22 protein-coding genes are annotated in these 25,172 nt (G+C 60.5%); 7 read left to right on the forward strand and 15 right to left on the reverse strand.

Annotation, left to right across the window (positions count from 1 at the left end; translation table 11 throughout):
* Positions 1–7 precede the first annotated feature (7 nt).
* Complete coding sequence (locus tag FEZ63_RS04170) at positions 8–1,402, forward strand: dicarboxylate/amino acid:cation symporter (RefSeq protein WP_150942381.1); 1,395 nt, start codon at positions 8–10, stop codon at positions 1,400–1,402.
* A 50-nt stretch (positions 1,403–1,452) separates the two neighbouring features.
* Here the strand turns inward: FEZ63_RS04170 and FEZ63_RS04175 are convergent, their stop codons facing one another.
* The 8 genes from FEZ63_RS04175 to minC form a co-directional block, all read right to left on the reverse strand.
* Positions 1,453–3,564: a cache domain-containing protein gene (locus FEZ63_RS04175; protein WP_150942382.1), complete on the reverse strand. Its 2,112-nt coding sequence runs from the start codon at positions 3,562–3,564 to the stop codon at positions 1,453–1,455.
* 214 nt (positions 3,565–3,778) lie between these two features.
* Positions 3,779–4,783, reverse strand: coding sequence for a Gfo/Idh/MocA family protein (locus tag FEZ63_RS04180; RefSeq protein WP_150942383.1), 1,005 nt, complete (start codon positions 4,781–4,783; stop codon positions 3,779–3,781).
* The gene (locus FEZ63_RS04185) at positions 4,780–5,772 is read right to left on the reverse strand and encodes a Gfo/Idh/MocA family protein (protein WP_150942449.1); all 993 of its coding nucleotides are present in this window, start codon (positions 5,770–5,772) and stop codon (positions 4,780–4,782) included. The genes FEZ63_RS04180 and FEZ63_RS04185 overlap by 4 nt, the downstream gene beginning before the upstream one ends.
* Before the next feature lie 49 nt (positions 5,773–5,821).
* On the reverse strand, positions 5,822–7,003 hold the full coding sequence (locus FEZ63_RS04190) for an ABC transporter substrate-binding protein (protein ID WP_150942384.1): 1,182 nt from the start codon (positions 7,001–7,003) through the stop codon (positions 5,822–5,824).
* Positions 7,004–7,443: 440 nt separating this feature from the next.
* Positions 7,444–7,791, reverse strand: coding sequence for a DNA-directed RNA polymerase subunit alpha C-terminal domain-containing protein (locus tag FEZ63_RS04195; RefSeq protein WP_150942385.1), 348 nt, complete (start codon positions 7,789–7,791; stop codon positions 7,444–7,446).
* Positions 7,792–8,041: 250 nt separating this feature from the next.
* On the reverse strand, positions 8,042–8,317 hold the full coding sequence (gene minE, locus FEZ63_RS04200) for a cell division topological specificity factor MinE (protein WP_150942386.1): 276 nt from the start codon (positions 8,315–8,317) through the stop codon (positions 8,042–8,044).
* The gene (gene minD / locus FEZ63_RS04205) at positions 8,314–9,129 is read right to left on the reverse strand and encodes a septum site-determining protein MinD (RefSeq protein WP_150942387.1); all 816 of its coding nucleotides are present in this window, start codon (positions 9,127–9,129) and stop codon (positions 8,314–8,316) included. The genes minE and minD overlap by 4 nt, the downstream gene beginning before the upstream one ends.
* A 20-nt stretch (positions 9,130–9,149) precedes the next feature.
* Positions 9,150–9,794 (reverse strand): septum site-determining protein MinC, encoded by a 645-nt coding sequence (minC, locus tag FEZ63_RS04210; RefSeq protein ID WP_150942388.1) that lies wholly within the window; start codon positions 9,792–9,794, stop codon positions 9,150–9,152.
* Between the two features lie 291 nt (positions 9,795–10,085).
* Here minC and FEZ63_RS04215 point away from each other — a divergent pair, with 291 nt between their 5' ends.
* Entirely contained in the window at positions 10,086–10,799 is a 714-nt protein-coding gene (locus FEZ63_RS04215) for a DUF1028 domain-containing protein (protein ID WP_150942389.1), read from the forward strand.
* Between the two features lie 36 nt (positions 10,800–10,835).
* Here FEZ63_RS04215 and FEZ63_RS04220 read toward each other — a convergent pair whose 3' ends face one another.
* Complete coding sequence (locus tag FEZ63_RS04220; protein ID WP_420846258.1) at positions 10,836–12,482, reverse strand: ABC transporter permease; 1,647 nt, start codon at positions 12,480–12,482, stop codon at positions 10,836–10,838.
* Between the two features lie 70 nt (positions 12,483–12,552).
* On the reverse strand, positions 12,553–13,569 hold the full coding sequence (locus FEZ63_RS04225) for a Fe(3+) ABC transporter substrate-binding protein (RefSeq protein WP_162419665.1): 1,017 nt from the start codon (positions 13,567–13,569) through the stop codon (positions 12,553–12,555).
* Between the two features lie 486 nt (positions 13,570–14,055).
* Between FEZ63_RS04225 and FEZ63_RS25100 the strand changes: the two genes are divergently transcribed.
* The 3 genes from FEZ63_RS25100 (at position 14,056) to FEZ63_RS04235 (ending at position 15,419) form a co-directional block, all read left to right on the forward strand.
* Positions 14,056–14,226: a hypothetical protein gene (locus FEZ63_RS25100; protein ID WP_201274077.1), complete on the forward strand. Its 171-nt coding sequence runs from the start codon at positions 14,056–14,058 to the stop codon at positions 14,224–14,226.
* Between the two features lie 134 nt (positions 14,227–14,360).
* On the forward strand, positions 14,361–14,774 hold the full coding sequence (locus FEZ63_RS04230) for a Fur family transcriptional regulator (protein WP_150942392.1): 414 nt from the start codon (positions 14,361–14,363) through the stop codon (positions 14,772–14,774).
* 192 nt (positions 14,775–14,966) lie between these two features.
* On the forward strand, positions 14,967–15,419 hold the full coding sequence (locus FEZ63_RS04235; RefSeq protein ID WP_150942393.1) for a Fur family transcriptional regulator: 453 nt from the start codon (positions 14,967–14,969) through the stop codon (positions 15,417–15,419).
* 61 nt (positions 15,420–15,480) lie between these two features.
* Here FEZ63_RS04235 and FEZ63_RS04240 read toward each other — a convergent pair whose 3' ends face one another.
* The gene (locus FEZ63_RS04240; RefSeq protein ID WP_150942394.1) at positions 15,481–18,573 is read right to left on the reverse strand and encodes an efflux RND transporter permease subunit; all 3,093 of its coding nucleotides are present in this window, start codon (positions 18,571–18,573) and stop codon (positions 15,481–15,483) included.
* A gap of 9 nt (positions 18,574–18,582) precedes the next feature.
* Positions 18,583–19,716: an efflux RND transporter periplasmic adaptor subunit gene (locus tag FEZ63_RS04245; protein WP_150942395.1), complete on the reverse strand. Its 1,134-nt coding sequence runs from the start codon at positions 19,714–19,716 to the stop codon at positions 18,583–18,585.
* Between the two features lie 150 nt (positions 19,717–19,866).
* Between FEZ63_RS04245 and FEZ63_RS04250 the strand changes: the two genes are divergently transcribed.
* The gene (locus tag FEZ63_RS04250; RefSeq protein ID WP_201274078.1) at positions 19,867–20,433 is read left to right on the forward strand and encodes a TetR/AcrR family transcriptional regulator; all 567 of its coding nucleotides are present in this window, start codon (positions 19,867–19,869) and stop codon (positions 20,431–20,433) included.
* A 7-nt stretch (positions 20,434–20,440) separates the two neighbouring features.
* Here the strand turns inward: FEZ63_RS04250 and FEZ63_RS04255 are convergent, their stop codons facing one another.
* Both FEZ63_RS04255 and FEZ63_RS04260 read right to left on the reverse strand, forming a co-directional pair.
* On the reverse strand, positions 20,441–21,616 hold the full coding sequence (locus FEZ63_RS04255) for a CaiB/BaiF CoA transferase family protein (protein WP_150942397.1): 1,176 nt from the start codon (positions 21,614–21,616) through the stop codon (positions 20,441–20,443).
* A gap of 17 nt (positions 21,617–21,633) precedes the next feature.
* Positions 21,634–22,839, reverse strand: coding sequence for an acyl-CoA dehydrogenase (locus tag FEZ63_RS04260; RefSeq protein ID WP_150942398.1), 1,206 nt, complete (start codon positions 22,837–22,839; stop codon positions 21,634–21,636).
* Positions 22,840–22,973: 134 nt separating this feature from the next.
* On the opposite strand from FEZ63_RS04260, the gene FEZ63_RS04265 reads away from it, so the two are divergent.
* On the forward strand, positions 22,974–23,873 hold the full coding sequence (locus tag FEZ63_RS04265; protein WP_150942399.1) for a LysR family transcriptional regulator: 900 nt from the start codon (positions 22,974–22,976) through the stop codon (positions 23,871–23,873).
* Here the strand turns inward: FEZ63_RS04265 and FEZ63_RS04270 are convergent.
* Complete coding sequence (locus FEZ63_RS04270; protein WP_150942400.1) at positions 23,864–25,066, reverse strand: multidrug effflux MFS transporter; 1,203 nt, start codon at positions 25,064–25,066, stop codon at positions 23,864–23,866. The genes FEZ63_RS04265 and FEZ63_RS04270 overlap by 10 nt on opposite strands.
* Between the last annotated feature and the right edge of the window lie 106 nt (positions 25,067–25,172).

A 25,172-nucleotide genomic window follows, 5' to 3' on the forward strand; every position in this document is an offset into this window, starting at 1 on the left:
AGAGGCGATGTCTCAAGTGATCACGGCTTCGTCTCCCGACAATCCAGGATCAGCCTGGCCCAGCAGACTCGGACGACTGCTGACCAGCTCATGGGTTATCTTCGCCAGCCTCCTGCTTGGCCTTTATCTCGGCATCTTCCACAAGGATCTTTCGCAGGCGATCGGTCCCTTCGGGCTGGTTTACCTGGCGCTGCTGAAGATGTGCCTCCTGCCGTTCCTGATCTCCGCCATTACCGTGAGCCTCAGCCGTTTGCTGCGGACTCATGCGGCGCGTTCGTCTCTCAAGCGGATTCTCATCGTTTTCATCACGGGCGTGCTGCTCTGCGGGTTTCTCGGCGTTGGGCTTGGCGCGTTGATCGGCCCTGGCCGCGATCTCGATGCGCAGGCGCGGGCGACCCTTGGCGCGATTGTGGACAAATCCCCCAATGCGGTCGATCTCGAGATTTCGCTGTCGCAGCCGCCGACGCCAATAGTGGACGAGCGTGGATTCGAAAAGATCGTGATGCAGGTTGTCCCGGACAACATCTTTCACGCGCTGGCAAACGGCAATAGCCTGAAGGTGCTGTTCTTCGCCATCATCTTCGGGGCCGCGGTCGGCTTCACCACACGGGACGTCAGCGACTCTTTCTCGACGACGATCGAGACGATCTATCATGCCTGCCAACGCGTGATTGCATGGGTGAACTACGTCCTTCCCTTTGCGCTCTGCGCCCTTGTCGCCAGCCAGATCGCCCTGGTGGGGATAGAGCCGATCGTCGCGATGATGCGGTTCATCGCAGCCTTCTCACTGGCGGCGTTGGTTGTACTATTGGGATCCAGCCTGGTGATCTGGTGGCGTGTCCGTCACCGCATGAGTTATCTGCAGAGCTTGATCGCCATGCGCGAGCCCGTGCTGATCGCCGCCGGAACCCGCAGCTCGATTGCCAGCATTCCCTCGGTCATCAAGTCGATGACGGAGAACCTGGGATTCGACCGGACAATGGTGGAGTTGGTAGCTCCGCTGAGTATCACCATTTGTCGTTATGGGCCGACACTCTATTTCGCCGTGGCGACCATCTTCGTGGCGGAGCTCTACGAGATCCACCTGGGTCTCGAGGCCTATCTCATCATTTTCATCGGCTCGCTGCTTGCGGGAATGGCTTCGGCAGGTACATCCGGCGTCCTCACAATCACCTTGCTGAGCATGGTTTTCGAGCCGCTCGGGCTTCCGCTGGAAGCCGCCCTCGTCCTATTCATCACCATCGACCCATTGGTGGACATCATCCGCACGGTTGCCATCGTGTATCCCAATTGCGCCGCAGTGGCGGTAGTCTGCTCTCCCGAGGAAGGATGGGGTGAGCGCGTCTCCGACGTTCCCATGGCCGCACCTAGATCCAGCCTTGAAGCTGCGCCTGCGGAATGACGTTCGGCCCAGTATCGACGAAGGCCGGCGCTGCGTTCGAATCGTCATTTCTACTCGCCGAGCTCCACGACGCCGCTCCAGTTCTGGCCGGGAGGATGTTGCACCAGATCGTGGCAGCGGGCCGCAAGTTTGGTCACGACCGGATCCGCGGGATATAGCTCGGCGGCGAGCGAGTAGGTCTTCAGCGCCTTTTCCCACTTGCGGTCCATGTAGAGGAAGAAGCCTTTTGCCGTCCGTGATGCGAGATCCCGTTGCTGTTCGGTGGGGGCAAGATCGGATGCATCGTCGCGCGATGCCATCAACTCATAGATGGTGATGCCTGTACGACGACCCTTTACCGCCACGTGATCGATTGGCCGCATGAGGAACCGATCGCCAGTTTCCCGAAACACTGCGTCGCTCACGCAAATCGCCGTTCCATAGACCTTGTTGATGCCTTCCAACCGTGACGCAATATTCACCCCGTCGCCGATCGCCGTATAGCTCATTCGCTCGGAGGAACCGATGTTGCCGACCACTACCGTGTCGGTGTGGATGCCGATACGAGCGTTCATGACCGGCAATCCCTCGGCCTCCGCAACGTCATTTGCCTCCGCCATCCGGGCCTGAATTTCGAGTGCAGAGCAGCAAGCGAAATAGGCGTGATCGGGTTGGGCCAAGGGCGCGCCCCAGAAAGCCATGGTGGCATCGCCGATGAACTTGTCGATGGTCCCGTTGTTGTCGATGACGATTCGGCTCACCAGGTCGAGATGCTGTGAGATCTGCAACATCAGGTCGCGCGCGGGCAGCCGTTCCGCCAACTGCGAGAAGCCGGCCAAATCGGTAAACATGATGCTTAGCCGCTGGGTTTGGCCGCCGAGTTCGAGAGAACGACCGCTCGCCAACAACTGCTGCACCAGTGTTCGTGGCACGAACCGGGAGAACGTCTGGACGGTTGCCTTCATCGCCTGCATGGCATCGACCAACTGGATGATCTCGGTGATGCGTGACGCGACACGAATGTCGCCCTCGAGCGCAAAGCGACGAATCTTCTTCGTTTCGTCGATTACCTGATGGATCGGCCTTGTGATGCGCAATGCCACCCAGTTGATCGCAAAGATCGACATGATGCTGACCAGCACGGAAATCAGAATGATATCTCGCGTGGTTTTCTTGAGCGAACCAACGAAATCGTTCACCGGAACGAGAATCGCGATGCTCCATTTCTTGTCGAATGTCTGAGGGAAGGACACGAATCTCGCGAGGTAATCCACGCCATCCCAATCATAGGTAAAATCCCTGCCCATGCCATTTCGCCTGTGGTTGAAGGCAGCGGTCACGAAGGGCAGGTTCAGGTCATTCACGGTTGGCAATGAGATGTCCGGCCCGTTGACTCGCACAGTCTCCGCATCGGGAAACGCGACGACCCGATCCTTTTCGTCGACGATGAAGGCGATGCCGGTCTTGCCGATCTGTTGGCCATGCAGGAAGGTCGACATGCTGTCGAGCGTGATATCAGCCGCCACCACACCGACGAGCTTGCCGTCCTTCCCATAGATCGGCTCGCTGATCGTGATGCCCGGCTCTCCGTTGCTGGCGAATGCATAGATGTCGGACAAATGCGGGCCGGCGCGCTCGGCCGCTCCACTATAAAAAGGCCGCTCGCGTGGGTCATAGGTGACGCTCGCAATACGATCGGCGGCTATGTCGGCCCCCCAACGTTCGATGAAGCGATAGTTATCGGTCGTTCCGTCCGGGGTTCGTTCGAGCACCCGCAGCGCAAATCGAGTCCCCGGGGGGATACGCCGCGTGTTGGGCCCGAGCGTCTTGGCGTCCGGTGCAACACGCACGACCTGAATGAAATTTCCGGTGGCTTCGAAGCCGATATATGCGCCGTAGGTCTGCGGGTACGATTCGAGCACTTTGAGCAAATGCCGCAGCATCGCGGGCTGGTCGAGCAGTTCAGGATGCATCTCGCCGATGATCGCCAGCTCGCCGACCGCTGCTCTCACGGGTTCGAGAAGGTAGGTCGTATTGGCAATCGTCGAGTTGCTGGCGGCATCGAGAAACGAATCTGCGAACTGCAACATCAGGCGCGCGTTGCGATTGTAAGTATACCAGGTCAGGACGCTGCAGATCAGCATCAGCAGAATAACGAAAGACGTCGCGATGCTGACGCGCAATGAGAGACCTTTGGCGCGCTTTGGCTCCTCGGCATGAGGGGTTTCTGTCGAAGAACTTCGTTCGTTTCTGAGCGATGAGCGCACGACGGTCCCCAAGTTGCCAAAAAGTTCGCGGGCGGTATTGCGCTCTATCACGAATTCCTTGATCCGCCCACTGGAGGCCGGGATCAGGACCTTGCCAGTTACAGGACAAGGTCAAAGGTGTATGCGGAACTCAGCCGTTTCCAGCATCCAGGATGTCTGCTACCAGCCGCTGACTAGCGAGCGCCTCGTCGCCAGACACCAGCGGTTGCCGGCCATCGCGGATGGCATCGAGGAAATCGACGAGCACCGCTCGGTGAGCATCGTGCGGGAAATCCATGATGCTCGCGCCACTTCCGGTCTTTCCTTCGGCTTCGACGACTTCCTCGCGGCCGCTCAGGAGCGACAGCCGCAATGTCCCACCGACCAGTGAGGCGAATCCCTTGGTGCCGATAATCTCGATCCGCTCCGGATAGCCCGGATAGGCTGCTGTCGTTGCCATCAGCGTACCTGTCGCACCATTGCCCAGTTCGAGAAGCGCGGTCACCAGATCCTCGGTTTCCATGCGATGCAAATCTGTCGTGCGGACATCCGCTTTGACGACCTTCGACACACCCACGAGGGATCTGAACAGATCGAGGGAGTGGATGGCCTGCGTCAGCAAGACCCCGCCGCCGTCGCGCATGATGGTGCCGCGTCCAGGCTCGTCATAATAGCTTTGCGGCCGCCACCACGGCACCGCAAGAAAGCCGGCCTGAACCTTGCCGAGCTCTCCCTCATCGAGCGCCTGTTTCAACCGCAAGCTGGCCGGCCGAAAGCGGTGTTGAAGCACGACGCCGAATCGCAATCCGGACGTGTTGGCGAGGTCCACCAGTCGTCCGGCGCGCTCAAGCGTCAGTTCGAGTGGTTTTTCAACCAACACATGTTTGCCGGCCGCTAGGCAGATTTGCGCGACTTCGAGATGACTGCTCGGCGGCGTCAGAACGATCACCGCATCGACTGCCGGATCGTGGATGGCCGCTTCCATGTCGGTCGTGGTCGGAAAAGCGAATTGCTCCGCATGGGCCATCACGCGTTCCGTCGAGCGGCTGACTGCCCAGCGCACGTCAACCCGGTCGGCGAGATCGACAAGGCTCCTGGAATGCGGCTGCGAGGCGGGACCGAGACCGACGACCGCCACACCAATCTTGCTCGTCATGGGTTCTCCGGCAGTTGGGGACGCTGGCCGCCCGACAAGATCACGGCCTGCGCCTGCGCCTTGAGGGCAAGCCGGCAAACGGTAAACACATGGTCTTGCGTCATGGCCGTTCCGGTCCGATCCCGGACGTCCGCCACGAATCTATGAAAGTAGACGAGGGGTTCGTCGCGCGCGTCGATGTGCCGGGTTCCGTTTCGGTCCACGACGAAGACATGGTCCGTCCCCGGCCGGCCCGCGAGATCAAGATATTTTCGAAGTTCGATGGTGCCTTCCGTACCGAGGATGACCAATCGTCCGTCACCCCAGGTCGACAGCCCGTCCGCCGTGAACCAATCGACGCGGATAAAGCCGCTCGCATGCGGGCTGCGCAGAAGGATGTCGCCGAAATCCTGAAAATCACGATGGTGGTCGTCACCAAAATGTCCAACGGACGAAGCGATAACCTCCGCGTCCCGCGAACCGGTGAAATGCAGGAACTGATCGATCTGGTGAGAGGCGATGTCGGTCAATATGCCGCCATACGCATCGTTGCTAAAGAACCAGGCCGGACGGAGGGCACGATTCAATCGGTGCGGCCCAAGACCAATAGTCTGGATGACGCGACCAATCGCGCCATCGGCAATGAGCTTCTCCGCCACGATCGTGGAAGGAACGACAAATCTTTCGGAAAAACAGATCGAGAAGATGCGGCCGGTGTCGCGAACAACCCGTTCGACGGCTTCAAGCTGGTCGAAGGAGATGACGCCTGGCTTGTCCACCATCACGTCCTTGCCATGTGTCATGGCGTCGATCGCAATGGCTGCCCGATCACGGGGGATCGCGGCGCAAAGGATAACATCGATGGTCGCATCCTCGACAAGCCGACGGCGATCAGCGATTTTGGGGATGCCCGGGAAGCGTTCCTCAAAGCCCGCAAGCACACGCTGGTCGCTGGTTGCAGGGTCGTAGCCGGCGCAGGTTGCGCCAGCCGCGATCAGACCTTCCGTCATATGGTAGATATGGCGGTGGTCGAGGCCTATGATGGCGAAGCGCAAGGGCTTACTTCACCGCGCTGCCGATTTCCTGATCCCAACGCCGAAACGCCGCGACCAGCTTTTCCGGCGTCAGCGGAACCACGGTCGGCAAAGTGGCGATGAGGTCGTCATAAACCGGGCGGCCATATTCCTTGATCACCGCCTGACTCTCCTCAGGTGCCATGGCGAGAGTCACGCCCTTTACGGCCGGGCCGGGATAGAAATAGCCTTTGTCATAGGTCGCCGCCTGTTGCTCCGGCTTCAGCATGTAGGACATGAGCGCCAGGATCGCGCCGATCTTCTCGTCCGATACGCCTTTCGGAATGCACATAAACTGCGTATCGGGAACCCAGTGCGTACCCTCCAGCGCGAACACGTTCGCTTCCTTCGGCACGATCCCGAGAGCGCGCGGGTTGATGTCCCAGCCGCACGTGGTGAGGATCATGTCGCGGGTACCCTCCCCGAGTTCCTTCATCGTCGCGCCCGTGCCGGCCGGATAGTAGTCGATCCCGGTTCCGAGCTCTTTCAGGTAACTCCAAGTCTTGTCCCAGCCGTTCACGGGATCCTTGGGGTCCTTATCGCCGAGAATATAGGGAATCCCCATCAGAAACGTCCAGCCAGGCCCGGAATTCACCGGACGCGCGTAGGTAAACCGTTTCGGATTGGCCTTTACCCATGCCAACAGATCCGCCGCGGTCTTGGGGACGCTCTTCACGCGGTCCGGTGCATATTCGAACAATGGTCCAGACGGCGAATAAACTACCGCGACGCCCTGGTCCTGACCGAAGTTCCTTTGCATCATGAGCGCCTGCTCATGATAGACGTCCTCGAGCTTCGGCAGACCAGCCGCATGCGCCTTCACGACGTCAATCCACAATCCCTGTTGGATTCCATCCGACAAGGCGCCGGGGCCGGTCAGCACGAGATCGATGTCGACCTTATCCGCCTGTTGCTGCGCCTTGAGTTTGGAAGGCAATTCCGGCGACGGGGCTCGCGAGAAGGTCACCCGCGATACGATCTTCGGATTCTCGCGAGCAAACCGCTCAATCGAGGTCTGAGTCAGTTGCAGGTTCCCTGCAACATCGATGATATTGAGAGCAACGGGATTGGCCGGAAGTTTGGCTTGCCCCAGAACACCCGTACTGTAGAGCGCAAGAGCTCCGGATGTCGTTCCCAAAAGTCCGCGTCGCGTAATATTGGTCGTCATGCATTCCTCCCATTGAAACATTCTTGCAGTGCGAGCCAGTAAAACCGGCATCACCAGCAGAGTTCTTTTCTGGTATGCTAGTCGGCTAGTGTGTGAGGTCAAAGCGTTTTGTTGGTTTCTTTCGGAGTCGAATCTGACGTTTTCTTCGGTCGTCGACCGACCACGTCGCGTCCGTTGTCGCTTCGGTGGCGAGGAAAGCATCGACTAATCGCGATCGCGTCGTGGACGGAGGACCCAAAAGCGCCATTCCCGGTTCGCTGGCGGCGCCGTCTACAGAGGCATCAGGACCGAAATCGTTTTAGGCTACCATCGAACCTGCCCGTCCGGCACTTCAAACGCCAAGCCTCGCCGACGGCTCGGCACGAGGAGGTTGGGATGGGATCAGCGGAGAGTTTGATCCTCTGCGGGCAGGTGTTAGCCATTGCACAGGCCAACGTCGCCTAGGCGCCTCCGCGGCTCCCGGAAGTGCTGCCATCCCGTTGACTGATCTTGCCGATGATCGCTTCCATATCCTGCACCAGCCCGTTGAGGTGCAGGAGCAGTTCGGCATCCGACATCTTGGGTCGGAATGTCATCACAGACGCAGGCTCAAGAGTCGTCTTGATGATTTTGATTTCATCAAGCGCTTTACGCCCAACTCCGGGCGTTCCCAACCAGTCATTGTCGCGGTAGGCCAACACCTCCGCGACGGTGGGAACGCGCCCCTCGAATTCCCGAAGCAATGCGTTGGCAACGCGCTTCGAACATCTGTCGATCGGAAAAGGCATGTCGGGAGAAACGAGATCCATCGCTGCACACTCACAAGGACTCTTTTCATGAGGCAGCGGACGGAAATTGTCGACGACGAGGAAGGCGTAATCCGCAAGGAGAGCGATCTCAAGATCGCTGGAATCACGGATCAAGAGCGAAGCGGCGCCTCGTCGGCCCGCTCCCGACTGCCTCAGGAAGTTTATCGCCAGCAGCGACTTCTGCGCGGTCGCTGCGCTGGAGCGGCCAGGCCGGTCGCGCGCTCCCGCGGCGCCGCCCTGGCAATCCGGTTCACGCCCGCGCCGCGATCGGCGCAGGCGTCGCAGAGGGGATTTCGACCTCGATTTCGAGTGTCGATACATCCCCGCCCCGATTCATCTTCACCTGGATATTATCGCGCTCGACGGTGACATGTCGCCGGACGAGCGCAACGATCTCCTCACGCAGGAGGGCGACGAGGTCGCTTTCGCCTCCCACCATTCCCCGTTCGTGCGCCAGGAGAATCTGCAGACGCTCGCGGGCGACAGGAGCCGAGCTCCGGCGGCTGAAGAAGCTGAGGAGATTCATGCGGCCCTCCGTCCGAAGATCTTGCCAAGCAAGCTCTTCCGGTCACTGGGAATGCTCATCTCGACCGTCTCACCTTTGAGCCGCCGTGCCGCATCGAAGTAGGCGCGGCCTGGCGCGCTATCCGGATTGTTCAGCGTCACGGGCGCGCCCACGTTGGAAGCCTTCAGAACCTCCTCGCTCTCGGGAATGATGCCCAGGAGCGGAATGGACAGGATCTCGAGAATGTCCTCGGTTTTCAACATCTCGCCGCGCTCGGCGCGGCCGGGGTCGTAGCGCGTGAGAAGAAGGTGTTTCTCCATCCGCTCCCCTCGCTCGGCTTTTTCGGTTTTGGAATCGAGAAGGCCGATGATGCGATCCGAGTCGCGAACCGATGACACCTCGGGGTTGGTGACGACGACGGCGAGGTCGGCGTGGCGCATCGCAAGCGTAGCACCCCGTTCAATCCCCGCAGGGCTGTCGCAAATCACCCAGTCGAACTTCTCGCGAAGGTCGGCGAGAACACGGGCAACGCCCTCATCCGTCAGTGCGTCTTTGTCGCGGGTTTGCGACGCTGGCAGGATGGAAAGATTCTCGAGACGCTTGTCGCGGATCAGCGCCTGCGCGAGCTTGGCATCTCCCTGCACCACGTTGATGAGATCGAACACCACCCTTCGTTCGGCGCCCATGACGAGATCGAGGTTGCGCAAGCCGACGTCGAAATCGACGACGACGACCTTGTCGCCGCTCCGCGCCAACGCTGCGCCGAGAGCGGCGGTCGAGGTCGTTTTGCCGACCCCGCCTTTGCCAGATGTCACGACCAAGACTTTGGCCATTGTGTCCTCTTTCTGTTTTATCAATCGAAAGTTTTCAGGATAATCGAGTCGCCATCCAGGTTGACCTGGACGGCAAGGCCCCGAAAAGCGGGACCAAGATCGTCGGCCGTTTTGTAGAGTCCATCGATGCTGATGAGTTCAGCTTCGAACTTACTGCAGAAGATCCGCGCGCGCGCGTCGCCGGTGCAGCCGGCAATCGCCCGTCCGCGCAACGTGCCATAGATGTGGATCGATCCCCCTGCGACGACCTCCGCTCCGGAAGCAACCGATCCGACGATCGTCACGTCGCCGTCAGCGTGAAGGATCGACTGACCGGAGCGCACGGACGTCTCGACGAGCAAAGTCTTTGCTGGCGCGGGTGGCGGCACCGGCGCGGTGGTGGCATTGGGTGCCTCAATGGCGCCGGCCGGACGTCCGCCATTCACACTCGGCGGCATCCCGAGATCGAGCATGGCGGGATCCGCGCCTTCGATGCCCATGACGCGGATGTCCCTCTCGTGGAGGGATCCCACCAATTTCTTCAGCTCCGCCTTTGAGAGCCTGATCGCCGACAGGTCCACGATGATGGCCCGTCCGCCAAAGAAGCCCGGTGAGCGCCGTGCAACTTCATCGAGGTCCGAGAACCACGCGTCGAGAGGATCCGTGGGCGCCAAAACGAGCGCCATGAAAGATCTTCCACGGAAGCGAAGGGAGGGGCGTGGGCGGACAGCGATGGTCACGAGCGATCAGATTCCTGTTGTGCTCTGATCTCGTCGCTTTATGGTTAACCGACAGTTAATATGAGCTGCATTCGGCAACGCTTTTTTGTGGGATACCGGCGCTCGAGCAGGAGCGATCTAGGATCATTCGGTTCACCGCTCGCTGCCGCCATTGGTGCGGAGAGCCCAACTTCCTTGATCGCGGGAAGCGCCCGGCCGGGGGTGCCTGATTCACTTGCAGAGTCTGGAGACATAGCGATGACATGGTCCATCGTGGCGCGAGACGAATTGAGCGGCCTTCTTGCCATCGCGGTTTCCACTTGCGCGTTCGCCGTTGGCGCCCGCGTGCCGTTCATCGAGACCGGCGTCGGCGCCATAGCCACGCAGGCCTTCGTCAACCCATTCTACGGCTACCGCGCCCTGGAATTCCTGAAAGCAGGAATCGCCCCCGAGGAGATCATCCGCAGGATCACAGAGGCGGACGATGGACGATCGCAGCGGCAGGTGCATCTGACGGACCGCACAGGTCGCTTTGCGGCCTATACCGGAGCCGAATGCGTGCCCTGGTGCGGACATCTGATCGGAGACACCTTCTCGGTCGCGGGCAACATGCTCGCGGGTGAGCAGGTGATCCAGGACACGGCGCAGGCCTTCGTCGCAACGGAGGGGCAGCCCATGGCGCGCCGCCTTCTCGCCGCCCTTCAAGCCGGCGAGGCGGCGGGAGGGGACAAGCGCGGCAGGCAGTCTGCGGCGCTCCTCATTCACGATACAGAAGACTACCCGCTGCTCGATATCCGCGTGGACGATCATACCGACCCGTTGACGGAACTGACGCGGCTCGAAGAGGTGAGCCGGGATCGGTTCCTCCACTACCGTAAATTCATGCCATCTCGGACAAACCCTTCGGGCGTCACCGATCGCGCCGAGATCGAGCGGCGGATTGCGGAATCCGTCGCCGCGGGAGACCCTTGAGAGTCCTGCGCAACCGCTGAACGCAACTCGTCTCGTTCACGTATTCCGGTCTGCGCGTCCCAGGATTGCAACTGGAATGATGCCAGCGGCAACGATCATCAGCGCGGCGATCGCGGCTTCCTCATACGTGCCGCGAGCCGCCTCACCATAGAGATGCGTCGCGAGGGTTTCGAAGTTCAGTGGTCGCAGGAGCAATGTGACCGGCAGTTCCTTCATGATATCGACAAACACCAGCAACGCTGCAGCCGCCACGGCCGGCCGGATCAGCGGGAGGTGAACGCGGGACAGGGTGGAGCCGGCGGATTTCCCGAGGGTCCGCGATGCATCATCCAGCGAGGCCGGAACACGCGTGAACCCCGCCTCGATTCCACCAACCGAGATTGCGAGGAAGCGTGCGGTGTAGGCGATGACGAGGCCGGTGCCTGATCCTAGAATCCAGAGGCGTGACGGCACGTCGAGAAACGTCTGGAAGACATCGTCGATGATGGCATCGACCCCGGTGATCAAGGGCAGAATGCCGATGGCCAGAACTGTACCGGGGATTGCGTAGCCAAGCGAAGCGAGGCGCACTGATGCTGTCGAGAGAAATTCGCCCCGCCCTAATCGCGCCGCGTAGGCGACAACAAGGCCCAACGCAATGACCGCGACTGTTGCGGCGAGAGATACCGTGACGGTGTTGACGACTTCCTGCACGATGGCGGGCGACACGCCGCTGAAGCGGACGCGCTTGACGCTCTCGACGACGAGATATGCGGCGGGCGCGACAAAACCGACGAGGATGGGGACAATGCAGACGACGAACGCGCCTGCGGCCGCCCCCCCTCTGAGCGGCACCCGCTTCAAGGGATGGGAACGCTTCGTCGAGGCCGCATACCGCCGATGCCGGCGAGCCCACCTCTCTGCGAGGACGAGAAGCACCACGACGAGAAGCATCACGAGGGCGATCTGCGCGGCACCTGGCAGGTCCGAGCGCGTGACCCAAGTGGTGTAGATGGAGACCGACAATGTCCGCACGCCGAGGAACTCCGACGCGCCGATATCGTTGAGCGCCTCCATCAGCGCGAGGCTCACGCCGACAGCGATGGCCGGATGTGCAAGAGGCAACCCGACACGAAAAAAAAGCGCTGCCTTGCGTGTGCCGAGCACCCGCGCAGCCTCGATGAGCCCAGCGGCCTGGGTCTGAAACATCGCCCGCGTTGTGAGATAGACGTACGGGTAGAGAACGAAGCCAAGTAGCAGAATACAGCCCGCCATCGAGCGCACGTCGGGCAGACGGAAGTCTCGTGGGCTGTCGATGCCAAGCGCCGTACGCAAGGCCGTCTGGACCGGACCTATGGGATGGAGAATGTCGAGATAGGCGTATGCGATGATATAAGTCGGCACCGACAAGGGCAGGAGCAAAGCCCACGACAGGACGCGGCGGCCTGGAAATTCGCAGGTGGTGACGAGCCAGGCAGTGCAGGTTCCAATAATGCTGACGAGCACACCCACGCCAAGCAGAAGGATCAACGTATCGTGCAAAGCGACCGGGAGGACATTCGCAGCCAAGTGGGTCCAGAGACCATCTGACCCGCGTGCCGCGAGGAACGCCAGAACAACCACAGGCGATGCCACAAAGCCGGCGATCGCGGCGGAGGCGACAAGCCACGGCCGGTTCTTAAATGAATGCCGCTTTGGTTTCACGAAGTACACAGATCGTCTACGATCCCACCAAAACAGTGAGGGGCAGTCTCAGACTACCCCTCACATCACGTCAGTTGTCGAAGCCAACTTTTTCCGCAAGGATGCTGGCTTCCTTGCGCTTCTTGGCGATCTCGACGAGGTTGATGCTATCGACCTTCAGCGGCCCCAATGCCGCAATGATCGGGTCGGAAGCGACGCCCGCCTTCACCGGGTACTCATAGTTCGCTTGAGCGTAGATCTTCTGGGCTTCGTCCGAAACGAGGTATTCAACGAAACTGATCGCCGCGGCCTTGTTCGGTGCATTGCGGGCGATGGCCGCGCCTGAGACGTTGACGTGCGTGCCGCCACCTTCGAAGGTCGGAAGCACCACCTTGATGGCGTCGCCCCATTTCTGCTGGTCAGGCCCGCCCTTCCCGCTGCGCATCAGGCCGACGTAATAGGAATTGCCGATCCCGATCTCGCAAATGCCGCCGAGAATGTCGCGTGCCACCTCGCGGTCGCCGCCGCCAGCCTTACGGGCAAGGTTGGTCTTGAGGCCCTTCAGCCATTCTTCGGTCTTCGGCGCGCCGTGATGAACCATGTAGGCGGCAAACAGCGCCGTGTTGTAAGGGTGCTGCCCCGAGCGGATGCAGACCTTGCCCTTCCACTTCGGATCGGAAAGGTTCTCATACGTGAACGTCGAGACGTCGAGATCCTTGGCGGCATAGAGAACGCGGGCGCGCAGAGACAACGAGAACCATTCGCCGCCGGCACCACGCAAGTTGGCCGGAATGGCGCTCTCAAGCGTCGCCGACTTGACCGGCTGTGTGAGCTTCTTGTCCACGAGGTCGATCAGGTTGCCAATATCGACCGTCATGAGAACGTCCGCCGGTGATTTGTCCCCTTCCGCTTCGACCCGCTCGGCAAGGCCGTCCTTGACGAAGATGGTGTTGACCTTGACGCCCTTGGCCTGAGTGAAAGCGTCGATCAGGGTCTTGATCAGGCCTGGCTCACGCGTCGTGTAGAGATTGATCTCCTGACCGAATGCGGCGCCCGAGGACAATCCAATGGTTCCGGCGAGGAGCGCAATTTGGACGCTGCGCCGCAAAGGGGTGGATGGCTTCATGGATCAATCTCCGTCGAATTTTTGAGCAGATCGCCGGCGCGTGTCGACCGGGGCAATGCGCTACTGCACCATTGCTTCAGTGTTCGCAATACCTTCGTCGCAAAAAACAGGAGGCAACAAGCAAGATGTTACTGCAATTAGAATGACTATAAACGGTGATTAGAATGATTATAAACTGTAGTTTTGCTGGCTTATACTTAGATACCACGGAGCAGCGAAAATTGCCGTCGGCGCCGCCGCTCGAGCGCCCGAGCGCTTCGCCGAGGCCATCACTCAGGCGAAACCTTCTGGTTTCATGGCAACCCGGCAGACGACTCGCGGTGAGCCTGATAACGTTTGCGAAGGGTTGAAGTTTGCTGCGGACGCTTCGCCGCATGGTGCAAGACGCCATGAGACGCGTGTTTCCACTTCGTGACCATCTCGACTTAATATCAGTCGATGGATCGCGAGAAACTCAAGGACCTGACAATGCCAAAGGAACCTCATAAGCAGCGTCCGCGCGAACGCACAAAGGAGGAACTCGATCGCGAGCTTGATCGTGAACTCGAGGATACGTTCCCTGCAAGCGACCCGCCAAAGGTAACCCGCGTCCCGCGCGAGGGTCAGATCATCGGAGACGAGAACGGCGGGGCGGAGTAAGGCCCGGCCGCTCTCGAGCAGCATTGTTTCCAAAGCCGTGACAGGAGGGACGCGACAGGCTAGGTCAGGGCGATTGCCGAGATTTGGAATCGGTTCCACCAACACCTACCTATAGGCCTTGCGGATACGATCTGATGAATTCGAAGCATCACAGCCACGCCATCGAGGAACTCAATGACACGCAGAAGCGCGTGCATCGAATCCTTACGGCTGCGCGCAATCCCCTCTCGGCCTATGACGTGCTGGACAAGATGAGAGCCAAAGGCGCTGTCACGCCCCCTACCGTCTACCGCTCGTTGGACAAACTGATCGAAAAGGGCCTGGCCCATCGCCTAGAGAGCCTGAACGCCTACGTGGCCTGTCAGCATCTGCACCCGCATCACCACGAGATGGCGGCCTTCGCCATTTGCGAAGCTTGCGGTGCCGTGACCGAATTTACCGACCCGCAGATCGGGGAACGCCTCGCCGTCTGGAGCGAAAGCAACGCCTTCGCGCCCAAAAAGATTACGGTCGAAGTTCGCGGCCTGTGCGAATCATGCGCTGCTTGAGCCTTCGGCCTTGCCGCCTCGCGACGCGTTCGAACCTCTGTTTTCTGTCTCCGCACGCTGAATCTGCCGAAAATGTCACCGACAGTTTTGCAATCTGCAATTTTGCAAGCATAAATTGCAACGATACCACATTGTGCCGCCGCCGCTTTCCCTATATAAACGGGTAGGATTTGTTATTACAGGAGCAATTTCATGAATGCCCGGGCCATAAGGAAAGACGAGGAGGAGACTCTCCTCCAGCGCGCCGACGACCTTTGCCGCGCCAATAATCTTCGGCTGACGCCGATCCGCGAGCGCGTCTATCGGGAGCTCGTTCAGACTGGCGGTCCGGTGGGTGCGTACGATCTTGTGGACCGGCTCAGCAGCGACAAGAAGCGCCTGGCGCCCGTCACCATCTATCGCGCTCTCGACTTCCTTCGAGATGCGGGGCTCGTGCACCGTCTTGCGACCCAGAACTCTTACATCGTGTCGCACGGCCAGCCCGAAGTGAACGCCATGAAGGTGATGTTCGTCTGCACCAAGACTGGCAAGACGGTCGAAGTTCACTCGGCCGAAGTTGCCGAGGCTGTGAAGACGGCTGCCGAGCAGGCTGGTTTCAAGTCACTGTCGGCTTTCATCGAGGTCGAAGGCGAAAGCGCACGCTAGGTCGTCCACGCGATCGCCGTCATGCAGATTAAAAAAGGCCGGGCAATGCCCGGCCTTTTCGTTATTCGGCGGCCCACGCCCGCGGCGGGGCGAAAGGCTCTTCCTCGACTTTTGCGACCGGCTTCGGCTGGCGCGCGATGTAGGTATAGAACATCGGCACCACAAAGAGGGTGAAGACTGTGCCGATGGACATGCCTGAAGCAATCACCAGACCCATGGAGAATCGCGCGGCCGCACCCGCACCGCTGGCATAAAGCAAGGGCGCAACGCCCAGCACCATGGCGGCCGTCGTCATGAGGATCGGGCGCAACCGGACACGCGCTGCCTCTTCGATGGCTTTGCGATTGCTCGCGCCGTGTTTCTCCTTGTAGTCGTTGGCGAACTCCACCATCAGAATGCCGTGCTTGGTAATCAGGCCCACAAGGGTGATCAGCCCGACCTCCGTGTAGATGTTGAGCGTCGCCAATCCGAGATTGAGGAAGATCATCGCGCCGAACATCGAGAGCGGCACCGACATCATGATGATGAAGGGATCGCGGAAGCTCTCGAATTGAGCGGCGAGCACCAGATAGATCACGATGATGGCAAGGCCGAACGCCAGCGCGATCGAACTTCCCTCCTGGACCTCAAGACGGGATTGCCCGGCATAGTCCTCATAGAAACCCTGCGGCATGACTTCCCGGCCGATCTGGCGCAGGGTCGCCAAGCCTTCGGACGTGGTGACGCCAGGCATCGGAAGAGCCGACAATGTTGCCGAGTTCAACTGGTTGAACTGCTCGATCGCCGCTGGAGCCGCGTCGGTTTCGATGCGCACCAACGCGGAAAGCGGCACCATTGAACCATCGGCGGCGCGCACGAAGAATTCCGTGAGACGTTCCGGATTCAGACGGTCGGTTTGCCGCACCTGGCTGACGACGTCATAGCTTCGATTATCGCGATCGAATTTCGAGATCGACGCACCACCCACCAAGGCACCGAGGGTCGTGCCGATCTCACTGACCGGAACACCGAGAGCCGCCGCACGGTCGCGATCGACGATGATGCGCGCACGCGGCGTCTCGTAAGTGACCGAGTTGGCGACGACGATGAACTTTCCGGACGCTGTCGCTTTCTGCTTGACCTGCTCGCCCACCTCGTAGGCTTGAGCGGGATCGCCGATCGTACGCAGGACATACTGGATCGGAAGACCGCCGCCGGCACCGGGAAGGGAGGGTGGCGAGAAGACAAACGCCTGCACGCCTGCGTTTTCATTCAAGAGATTTTGGATCTCCTGCTTCGTCTCCGCACCTTTTTTCGAACGCTCCGACCATTCCTTGAGCTTGAAGCCGACGAAGCCACTGCCGCCGCCGTCAATGCCGGCGATCAGGAACGTATCGTCGATCTCCGGAATCTTTTCGCCGGCGCGCGTGAAGCCTGCCGCAAACGCCTGGGTGTAATCGACGGTCGCGTATTGTGGGGTGTTGACGAGGCCCAGATAAGCGCCCTGATCTTCTTCGGGTGCCAACTCGGATGGCGTCTTCATGAAGAGGAACACGGTCGTGCCGAGGAGCGCTGCCACAATCAGGAGCGTGATCGGCCGATAGTCGAGCGAACCCGACAGGCGACGCGCATACCAGTTCTCCACTTTGGTGAACGTGCGATCGACGAAACCAGCGAAACCCGTCTGCCCGCCATGCCCGTGCGCCTTGAGCAATCTGGCCGACATCATCGGCGACAAGGTCACGGCGATGATGCCCGAGATCACCACCGCTCCGGCGAGGGTGAAGGCAAATTCGCGGAACAGCGTGCCGGTGAGGCCTTGGGTGAAACCGATGGGCGCGTAAACGGCCGCGAGCGTGATAGTCATCGACACGATGGGACCGAAGATCTCCTTCATGCCCACGATCGCTGCATCGATCGGTTGGAGTCCTTCCTCGATATGTCGATGGATATTTTCCAACACCACAATAGCGTCGTCGACCACAAGGCCGATGGCCAGAACCATCGCCAGCAAGGTCAGCAGGTTGATGGAATATCCAAGCGCAAAGAGCACGAAGCAGACACCCACCAGAGATAGCGGAATCGTCACGATGGGGATCAGCACCGAGCGGAACGAGCCTAGGAACAAGAGGATCACCACAATGACGATCAACGCTGCTTCGCCGATCGTCTTGAACACCTCCTCGATCGATGCGGAGATGAAGTTCGAGGCGTCGTAGACGATCTCCACCGTCATGCCTTTCGGCAGCGTCGGCCTGATTTCCTCGATCGCACGGGTGACTTCCGAGGCGACGCTCAGGGGATTGGCAGCGGGAGTCGGCGTGATGCCGATGAAGGTGCCCTCCTTGCCATTGAAGCTGACCTTCGTGTCCGTGCTTTTGGGACCCAGTTCCACATCGGCAACATCGCGCAGGCGCACGATCTGGTCGCCATTCGCGCGGATCGGCAGCGTTGCGAAGGTTTCCGGCGTCTGGAAGGTGGTCTGCATTTCGAGCGCGTAAGCGACGAATTCGTTCTTGGTTTTGCCCGGAGCCGCAAGGAAATTGCTGGCGCGAATGGCCGCGACCACATCGCTTGCGGTGACGCCGCGTGCGGCGAGACGCTGAGGATCGATCCACACGCGCATGGAGAATTCGCGGCCGCCGAGAATCTCGGCGCCGCCCACGCCCTCAAGCGTTGCGAAGCGAGGCTGGATCACGCGGGTGAGAAACTCCGACACCTGCTCCGAGTTCATCTCGGAGCTGGCGAAGGTCAGATACATCAACGCGAAGGTCTGACCCGTGCCTTTCATGATGACCGGATCTTCGGCGTCGGTCGGCAATTGCGCACGGACCTGCTGCACCTTGGCCGTCACCTCGGTGAGGGCGGCGTTCGGATCGGTGTTGAGGCGCATGCGGACCGATACAGTGCTGACACCAAGCCGGCTTTGCGACGTGACGTAGTCCACGCCCTCCGCGCTCGATACGGACTTGGCGATCGGCGTGCTGATGAAGCCCTGCATCAGATCCGCGCTGGCACCCACATAAGTCGTGGTGATCGTGATGGTGGTTTCTTCCACCTCTGGATACTGGCGAACCTGAAGGCTCATCAGCCCCTGCGCGCCGAGCAGAAGGATGAGCAGGCTCACCACCATCGACAGGACGGGGCGGCGGATGAAGAGTTCTGTAAAACTCATGGTGTGTGCCTACTGCCCGTTGGCAAGTTTGGTCGCGTCAAATTTCGTCACGTCGACGCTGTTGTTGATCTTGACCGTTGACCCGGCCTGAAGCTTGTTCTGTCCCGACGCGACCACGAGTTGGCCAGGCGTGATGCCGGACACCACCTCGATCGCGCCGCCGCGGCGGCGACCGGTCTTCACGAAGACCTGTTTGGTCGTCAACACCTTCTCGCCGGCCTTGTCCTCTTCGTCGATCGTGAAGACGTAATCGCCGTAGAGACTGGTCACGACCGCTGTCTGGGGAACTGTCACGATGTTCGGCTGAGGCGGCAACACTACCTCGACGTGAAGGAACTGGCCGGGAAGAATGGAGCCGTCCTTGTTGTCCTCGACGAGGGCCTGCACGGAAACGAGGCGCGTTTTCGGGTCCACGCGCGGGTCTTTGCCGATCACTTTCCCGCTGAAGGGCAGATTTGTCTCGCTGACGCCGACATGGACTTCCTGGCCGAGCTTGACATCTGCCGCAACCTGCTCGGGCACCGTGAAGTCGACCTTCATCGAATCGAGATCCTGAAAACTCGCGATCACCGTGCCGGGCTGCAGATACTGACCGACATCGATTCGCGGAATGCCGATGACGCCGGAGAAGGGCGCTTTCAGCGCCTTCTGCTCGATCGTTGCCTGCAGCCGCGCCAGGCGGGAGCGGGCCGCGGCAAGGAACGCGCTTGCCTGGTCGAAATTGGCCTCGGTGCCGTAGCCGCGCGACGAGAGCGTCTTGGCGCGCTCGAAGGCGCTCTCCGCCGTCTTCACGTTGGCCTGCACGTCCTGCAAATCGGCGCGCTCGACCGTGTCGTCGAGCTGGACCAGCACCGCACCCTTGGTGACATTCTGGTTGGCCTTGAACTGGATTTCCTTCACGATACCGGCCGTTTCGAAGGCCAGTTCCACGCCGTTCGCCGCCCGTGCGGTGCCGATGGCCCCGATCGCCGGGTTCCAAGTCTTCGCTTCGACCTTGGCGGACGACACGGCCTGCGCCGGCGGCTTCATATTCGCGAAGAAGTCCTTGATCATCCGCTCTTTGAAGAAGTTGAACCAGATCAGCCCGGCGCAAAGTCCAATCGCGAGGACGAACACGAGGGTAACTACGAGGCGCCGTTTCATTGTGGCTTATCCGTGTTCCGACGTCTGGTGCACCAGACGATTGAATGTTTTGGAGCGCTGCCTTACCTCAGGTTCCTCTTGACGCCAAGGCAGCGGCACCGTTTATATACCGTCTGGACGGTTCAGTGCAAGAGTGCACGAGAGGTGCGAATGTTCAATTGTATCCGCGGGCGCAAAAGCTCCCGGGAGAAGATTCTCGACGCTGCGGCGGAACTTGTCGGCTCCATCGGCGCCGGTCGACTGACGCTTGAGGCCGTGGCCGAGCGAGCCGGGCTCAGCAAAGGCGGCCTTCTCTACAATTTCCCCAGCAAGGATGCGTTGCTGCAGGGGATGATCCAGCGCCTCGTTGACGAAGTGTCTGCTGAGAAAGAGACCCTTCGGGGGCATACGCCTCCCGGACGGAACCTTGAGGCTCGCCTCTGTACTGCCGCGCTTCTCAAAATGCACGCCGGCAAGATGAAAGACATCGCCAACGGGATGCTTGCCGCCTCATCGGAAAATCCGGCGCTTCTTGAACCGGTTCGTCAGGTGATTCGAAAAACCCTGACGGAAATGAGGGAGACGTCAGACGATCTCGACGCGTGTCTTCTCGCCTGGCTGGCAGTCGAGGGCCTCAACAGCTTCGAGATGCACGATCTCAGCCCGTTTTCTGAAGAGGACCGCGACAGGATCGCGGCGTCTGTCACGAAGCTCCTCGAAAACGGGATCGCGGAATAGCCCTGCATCACCCCATCCATGACGGATCGTTCAAGATCTCGTCCGTGTGCTCCCCAAGGCGCGGCGACGGGCGTCTGGATGTCATCGGCTGACCATCCATGACGATGGGCGAGCGAACCGAGGGTATCGTCCCTGCCTTGGCGGCTGTTGAAGGCAGGTCGATCTTCATGCCTCGCGCGACAACCTGCGGATCGGCAAAGACATCGGCCACGGTGTTGATCGGCCCCGCGGGCACCCCTTGAGCCTCCAGCGCCGAGAGCAAAGCGTCGCGGGTGACCTTGACGGTTAGCGCAGTCAGAAGCGGAACCAGCTCCGGACGGTGGCTGACGCGCCCGACATTGGTTCGGAAGCGCTCATCCTGTGCTAATTCAGCCTGACCCAGCACAGCGACAAAGCGCGCGAACTGGCCGTCATTTCCTACGGCGACGATGACGTGTCCGTCCGCCACCGGGAAAACCTGGTAGGGCACGATGTTCGGATGGGCATTGCCCATCCGGCGCGGTGTTTTCCCGGAGGCCAGGTAGTTCAACGCCTGGTTTGCCAACACGCTGGTCTGGACGTCGAGCAGTGCCATGTCGAGATGTGCGCCCTGCCCCGATTCGTCGCGACGGCGCAGGGCTGCGAGCACCCCGACCACCGAGTACACGCCGGTAAAAATGTCCGCGAACGCCACGCCGATCTTCTGCGGCTCCCCATCAGGGTCGCCCGTCAGATCCATGACTCCACCCATGCCCTGGATCATGAAGTCGTAGCCCGCTCTCGCAGCGTAAGGCCCGTTCTGTCCGAAGCCGGTGATGGAGCAATAAATGAGACGCGGATTGACCGCCTTGAGGCTGTCGTAGTCGAGGCCATATTTCTTGAGGCCGCCGACTTTGAAATTCTCCACCACCACATCGGCGTGGCTGGCCAGGCCTCGAATGAGCGCCTGACCCTCGGGTGTCTCGAAGTCGACGGCGATGGAGCGCTTGCCGCGGTTGCAGGCGTGAAAATACGCGGCCGACAGGTCACCGCCATCGGCACCCTCGATGAACGGAGGGCCCCATCCACGTGTGTCGTCGCCGGCGCCGGGGCGCTCGACCTTGACTACATCCGCGCCGAGATCGGCCAAAAGCTGCCCGACCCAAGGCCCGGCGAGAATGCGCGCGAGTTCGAGGACCTTCAGGCCCGCAAGAGGCTGTTCCATTGATGTGCTCGTCTGGCTTAAAAGAACGCCTGCAGGCCCGTCTGCGCACGCCCGAGGATGAGGGCGTGCACATCGTGCGTGCCCTCATAGGTGTTCACGGTTTCAAGATTCTGCGCGTGACGCATGACGTGATATTCCTCCTGGATGCCGTTGCCGCCATGCATGTCGCGGGCGACCCTCGCGATCTCGAGCGCCTTGCCGCAATTGTTGCGCTTGACGAGGGAGATCATCTCAGGCGCGACCCGGCCCTCATCAAACAGACGTCCCACGCGCAAACTCGCATGCAAACCGAGAGTAATTTCGGTCATCATGTCGGCCAGCTTTTTCTGCACCAGCTGAGTCGCAGCGAGCGGACGGTTGAATTGTTTGCGATCGAGCGTGTATTGCCGGGCACGGTGCCAGCAATCCTCTGCTGCGCCCAACGAGCCCCATGAAATGCCGTAACGGGCACGGTTGAGGCAGCCGAATGGCCCTTTCAGCCCGGACACGTTCGGAAGCAGGGCCTCCTCCGGCACTTCGACGCCCTCCATGACGATCTCGCCGGTGATGGAGGCGCGAAGAGAGAGCTTGCCGCCGATCTTGGGAGCGGACAGGCCCTTCATTCCTTTTTCGAGCACGAAGCCGCGGATCTCGTTGTTGTGCGCGGCCGACTTGGCCCACACGACGAACACATCGGCGATGGGGGCGTTCGAGATCCAGGTCTTGTTTCCGGTCAGCCGATAGCCGCCGTCAATCTTCTCAGCGCGAGTTTGCATGCCGCCGGGATCGGAGCCTGCGTCGGGCTCCGTCAGGCCAAAGCATCCGACGAATTCCCCGGTGGCGAGCTTGGGCAGATATTTCTTCCGTTGTTCCTCGGTGCCGTAAGCGTAGATGGGATACATCACGAGGGACGATTGGACGCTCATCATCGAGCGATAGCCCGAATCGACGCGCTCGACCTCGCGGGCGACGAGGCCGTAGCTCACGTACGATGCGCCGGCGCAGCCGTAATCCTCAGGCAAGGTCAGCCCGAGAAGGCCGAGCTCGCCCATCTCGTTGAAGATGGATCGATCCGTCTTCTCGTCCCGGTAGGCCTCGATAATGCGAGGCTGGAGCTTCTCCTGGGCGTAGGCGCGGGCCGTATCGCGGATCATCCGCTCGTCGTCTGTCAGGAGATCCTCGATCAGAAGCGGGTCCTGCCACTCAAGCTTCGCGACTTCCTTGTGTGCAGCAGACATCATCATGATCCTTTTTCCTGACGGTTCCGAGGCCGCGGTCACCGTCGTGAGACATTGAAATTGGCCCGCAAAATGGCCCTGGACAGGGCTGGTGTAAATCGACATCTTCGAAGCAGGTTATTCGTAAATGGAATGAACGCGTGCTTCGTCGAGGTTTTCTCCCCAACGTTGGCAACCTCCTGGCCTTTGAGGCAACGGCACGTCACGGCTCCGTCTCAAGAGCCGCCGAAGAGCTCAACCTGACCCAAAGCGCCGTCTCTCGCCAGATCCAGCAACTGGAGGAGACGCTTGGCCTCTCCTTATTCCGCCGCACCCGGCAACGCGTGGTGCTGAGCGATGTAGGTCGCCTCTACGCGTCCCAGGTACGCCACACCCTCACAGAATTGTCGGATGCGACGCGTCAGGCAATCGCCTTGTCGGGGACGAGCGGCGTTCTCAATCTCGCCGTGCTGCCCACTTTTGGAACACGCTGGCTCATTCCGCGCATGCCGGAATTCTTCGCTCGACACCCCGATGTCACGGTCAATTTTGGCGTCAGGCTTGTGCCGTTCGATTTTGCAGCCGAACCTTTCGATGCCGCCATCCATTTCGGGCAGCCCCATTGGCCGGGCGCCGTGTGCGAATTGCTGATGAAGGAGGAATGCGTCCCCGTCTGCAGTCCCGCTTACCGGGACTGCGAGCGAATCAAGGAGCCGGCGGACCTCGGCCGCGCGACCCTCCTGCAGCAAAGCACCCGTTCGACGGGTTGGGCCGAGTGGTTCGCGAGCGCCGGTGTGGAGGCTGGCAACGCCCTGCGAGGTCCGCGTTTCGAACAATTCGCCATGGTGGCTCAGGGGGCCGTCGCAGGCCTCGGCGTGGCGCTGATTCCTCAATTCCTCATTGCGGAGGAGTTGGAATCGGGGCGGCTGGAGATCCTCTTTCCGCACAGCCTCATGAGCAGCGGCGCCTATTATCTGGTGTACCCGGACTCGAAGGCCGAGGCCCCTCTCGTGCGGTCATTCCGCGACTGGATCAGCGAGCGGACCGGTTCTCAAGGGTAGGAGCGCCGCCGCTTCAACAACGTCCAGCTCAACGTGACGGCGGTCAACCCGCAGCCCGCGATGGCTGCCACCATCGACATGGGCGTGCCGTCGAAGAACGCAATGACCAGGACGATGACGGTCGCGCCTGTACAAAGCTGCAATGTACCCATGAGCGCCGAGGCGGTTCCAGCGTTCGCGCCGTGGGCCTCCAGCGCCAGCACAGCGGTGGACGGAATCACCAAACCTAGGCAACCGAACGCCCCGAACAGCATCCCCCAGAGCACGAACCCATTGTCCACACCAGCGAGCGTCATGATGAGAAGCAGGGTCGTCAGAACGGCGAAAATGGTGATCGCCGTGCGCACTACCCGTTCGGCGCCAAAGCGACGCATCAGAAAACTGTTGAACTGGGCGCCGCCGATAAACGCGATGGCGTTGGTCGCGAAGACAAGGCTGTACGCGGAAGGGCTCAAGCCGAAATGCTCGATGAACACTACCGAAGATCCGGCGAGATAAGCAAAGAAACTCGCTTGGCCAAGACCGCCGACAAATACGAGCCCAAGAAACCGCCAATCTTTCAGCAGGCTGAAATAGGTACGAGCCACCTGCCCGACGCCACGTTGCCCCATGCTCGCTTGGCGCGCTTCCACTGTCCGCGTCTCGGGCAAAAGAAACGCCGCCACCGCGAGGCCGCCGAGGCCAATCAGCGCGAGCGCCCAGAAAATGACGCGCCAGCTGAAGAATTCCGTCAGAAGGCTCCCGGCGAGCGGCGCCAGAAGTGGCGAGATACTGAACACCAGCATCGTCGTTGCCATCAATCGCGCGGCTTCATGGCCGGTGTGCAGGTCGCGGATGATCGCGCGTGTGATCACCATGCTGGCGCACGCTCCGATACCCTGAACGAACCGCAGGACAACCAATGCCTCGGCGCTCGTGGCGAAACTGCAGCCGATGCCGCCGATGATGAAGAGTGTCAGACCGAAATAAATCGGCGGCTTGCGTCCGACACGATCCGAAATGGGCCCGTAGAGGATCTGGCACATGGCGACCGCGAGGAAGAAGCTCATCAGGCTCATCTGCACGGCGCCGATATCTGCGCCGAGGTCCCGCGCGATCGTCGGAAAAGCGGGCAGATACATATCGATCGCAAACGGCCCAATGGCCGAAAGGATCCCGAGAACAATAGCATTACGCAAAAAGACGGATTTCATGAGAGGCAACTCTATCGGCCGATCATCTCGACCGATCAAAATGCATGCGCAACCCGTGAGGCCGCGAAAGCGCCTACCGGCAACTGCAAGGGGAATATGAGGAGGG

This window comes from Microvirga brassicacearum (assembly GCF_008757455.1).
Lineage (GTDB): Bacteria > Pseudomonadota > Alphaproteobacteria > Rhizobiales > Beijerinckiaceae > Microvirga > Microvirga brassicacearum.

What these genes read in the sequence shown, in the direction of transcription:
- FEZ63_RS04170 (WP_150942381.1), top strand. Translation starts at nt 8, where the DNA reads ATGTCTCAAGTGATCACGGCTTCGTCTCCCGACAATCCAGGATCAGCC.
- FEZ63_RS04180 (WP_150942383.1), bottom strand. Translation starts at nt 4,783, where the DNA reads ATGACGAGCAAGATTGGTGTGGCGGTCGTCGGTCTCGGTCCCGCCTCG.
- FEZ63_RS04185 (WP_150942449.1), bottom strand. Translation starts at nt 5,772, where the DNA reads ATGACGGAAGGTCTGATCGCGGCTGGCGCAACCTGCGCCGGCTACGAC.
- FEZ63_RS04190 (WP_150942384.1), bottom strand. Translation starts at nt 7,003, where the DNA reads ATGACGACCAATATTACGCGACGCGGACTTTTGGGAACGACATCCGGA.
- FEZ63_RS04195 (WP_150942385.1), bottom strand. Translation starts at nt 7,791, where the DNA reads ATGGATCTCGTTTCTCCCGACATGCCTTTTCCGATCGACAGATGTTCG.
- minE (WP_150942386.1), bottom strand. Translation starts at nt 8,317, where the DNA reads ATGAATCTCCTCAGCTTCTTCAGCCGCCGGAGCTCGGCTCCTGTCGCC.
- minD (WP_150942387.1), bottom strand. Translation starts at nt 9,129, where the DNA reads ATGGCCAAAGTCTTGGTCGTGACATCTGGCAAAGGCGGGGTCGGCAAA.
- minC (WP_150942388.1), bottom strand. Translation starts at nt 9,794, where the DNA reads ATGGCGCTCGTTTTGGCGCCCACGGATCCTCTCGACGCGTGGTTCTCG.
- FEZ63_RS04215 (WP_150942389.1), top strand. Translation starts at nt 10,086, where the DNA reads ATGACATGGTCCATCGTGGCGCGAGACGAATTGAGCGGCCTTCTTGCC.
- FEZ63_RS25100 (WP_201274077.1), top strand. Translation starts at nt 14,056, where the DNA reads ATGCCAAAGGAACCTCATAAGCAGCGTCCGCGCGAACGCACAAAGGAG.
- FEZ63_RS04230 (WP_150942392.1), top strand. Translation starts at nt 14,361, where the DNA reads ATGAATTCGAAGCATCACAGCCACGCCATCGAGGAACTCAATGACACG.
- FEZ63_RS04235 (WP_150942393.1), top strand. Translation starts at nt 14,967, where the DNA reads ATGAATGCCCGGGCCATAAGGAAAGACGAGGAGGAGACTCTCCTCCAG.
- FEZ63_RS04240 (WP_150942394.1), bottom strand. Translation starts at nt 18,573, where the DNA reads ATGAGTTTTACAGAACTCTTCATCCGCCGCCCCGTCCTGTCGATGGTG.
- FEZ63_RS04245 (WP_150942395.1), bottom strand. Translation starts at nt 19,716, where the DNA reads ATGAAACGGCGCCTCGTAGTTACCCTCGTGTTCGTCCTCGCGATTGGA.
- FEZ63_RS04250 (WP_201274078.1), top strand. Translation starts at nt 19,867, where the DNA reads ATGTTCAATTGTATCCGCGGGCGCAAAAGCTCCCGGGAGAAGATTCTC.
- FEZ63_RS04255 (WP_150942397.1), bottom strand. Translation starts at nt 21,616, where the DNA reads ATGGAACAGCCTCTTGCGGGCCTGAAGGTCCTCGAACTCGCGCGCATT.
- FEZ63_RS04260 (WP_150942398.1), bottom strand. Translation starts at nt 22,839, where the DNA reads ATGATGATGTCTGCTGCACACAAGGAAGTCGCGAAGCTTGAGTGGCAG.
- FEZ63_RS04270 (WP_150942400.1), bottom strand. Translation starts at nt 25,066, where the DNA reads ATGAAATCCGTCTTTTTGCGTAATGCTATTGTTCTCGGGATCCTTTCG.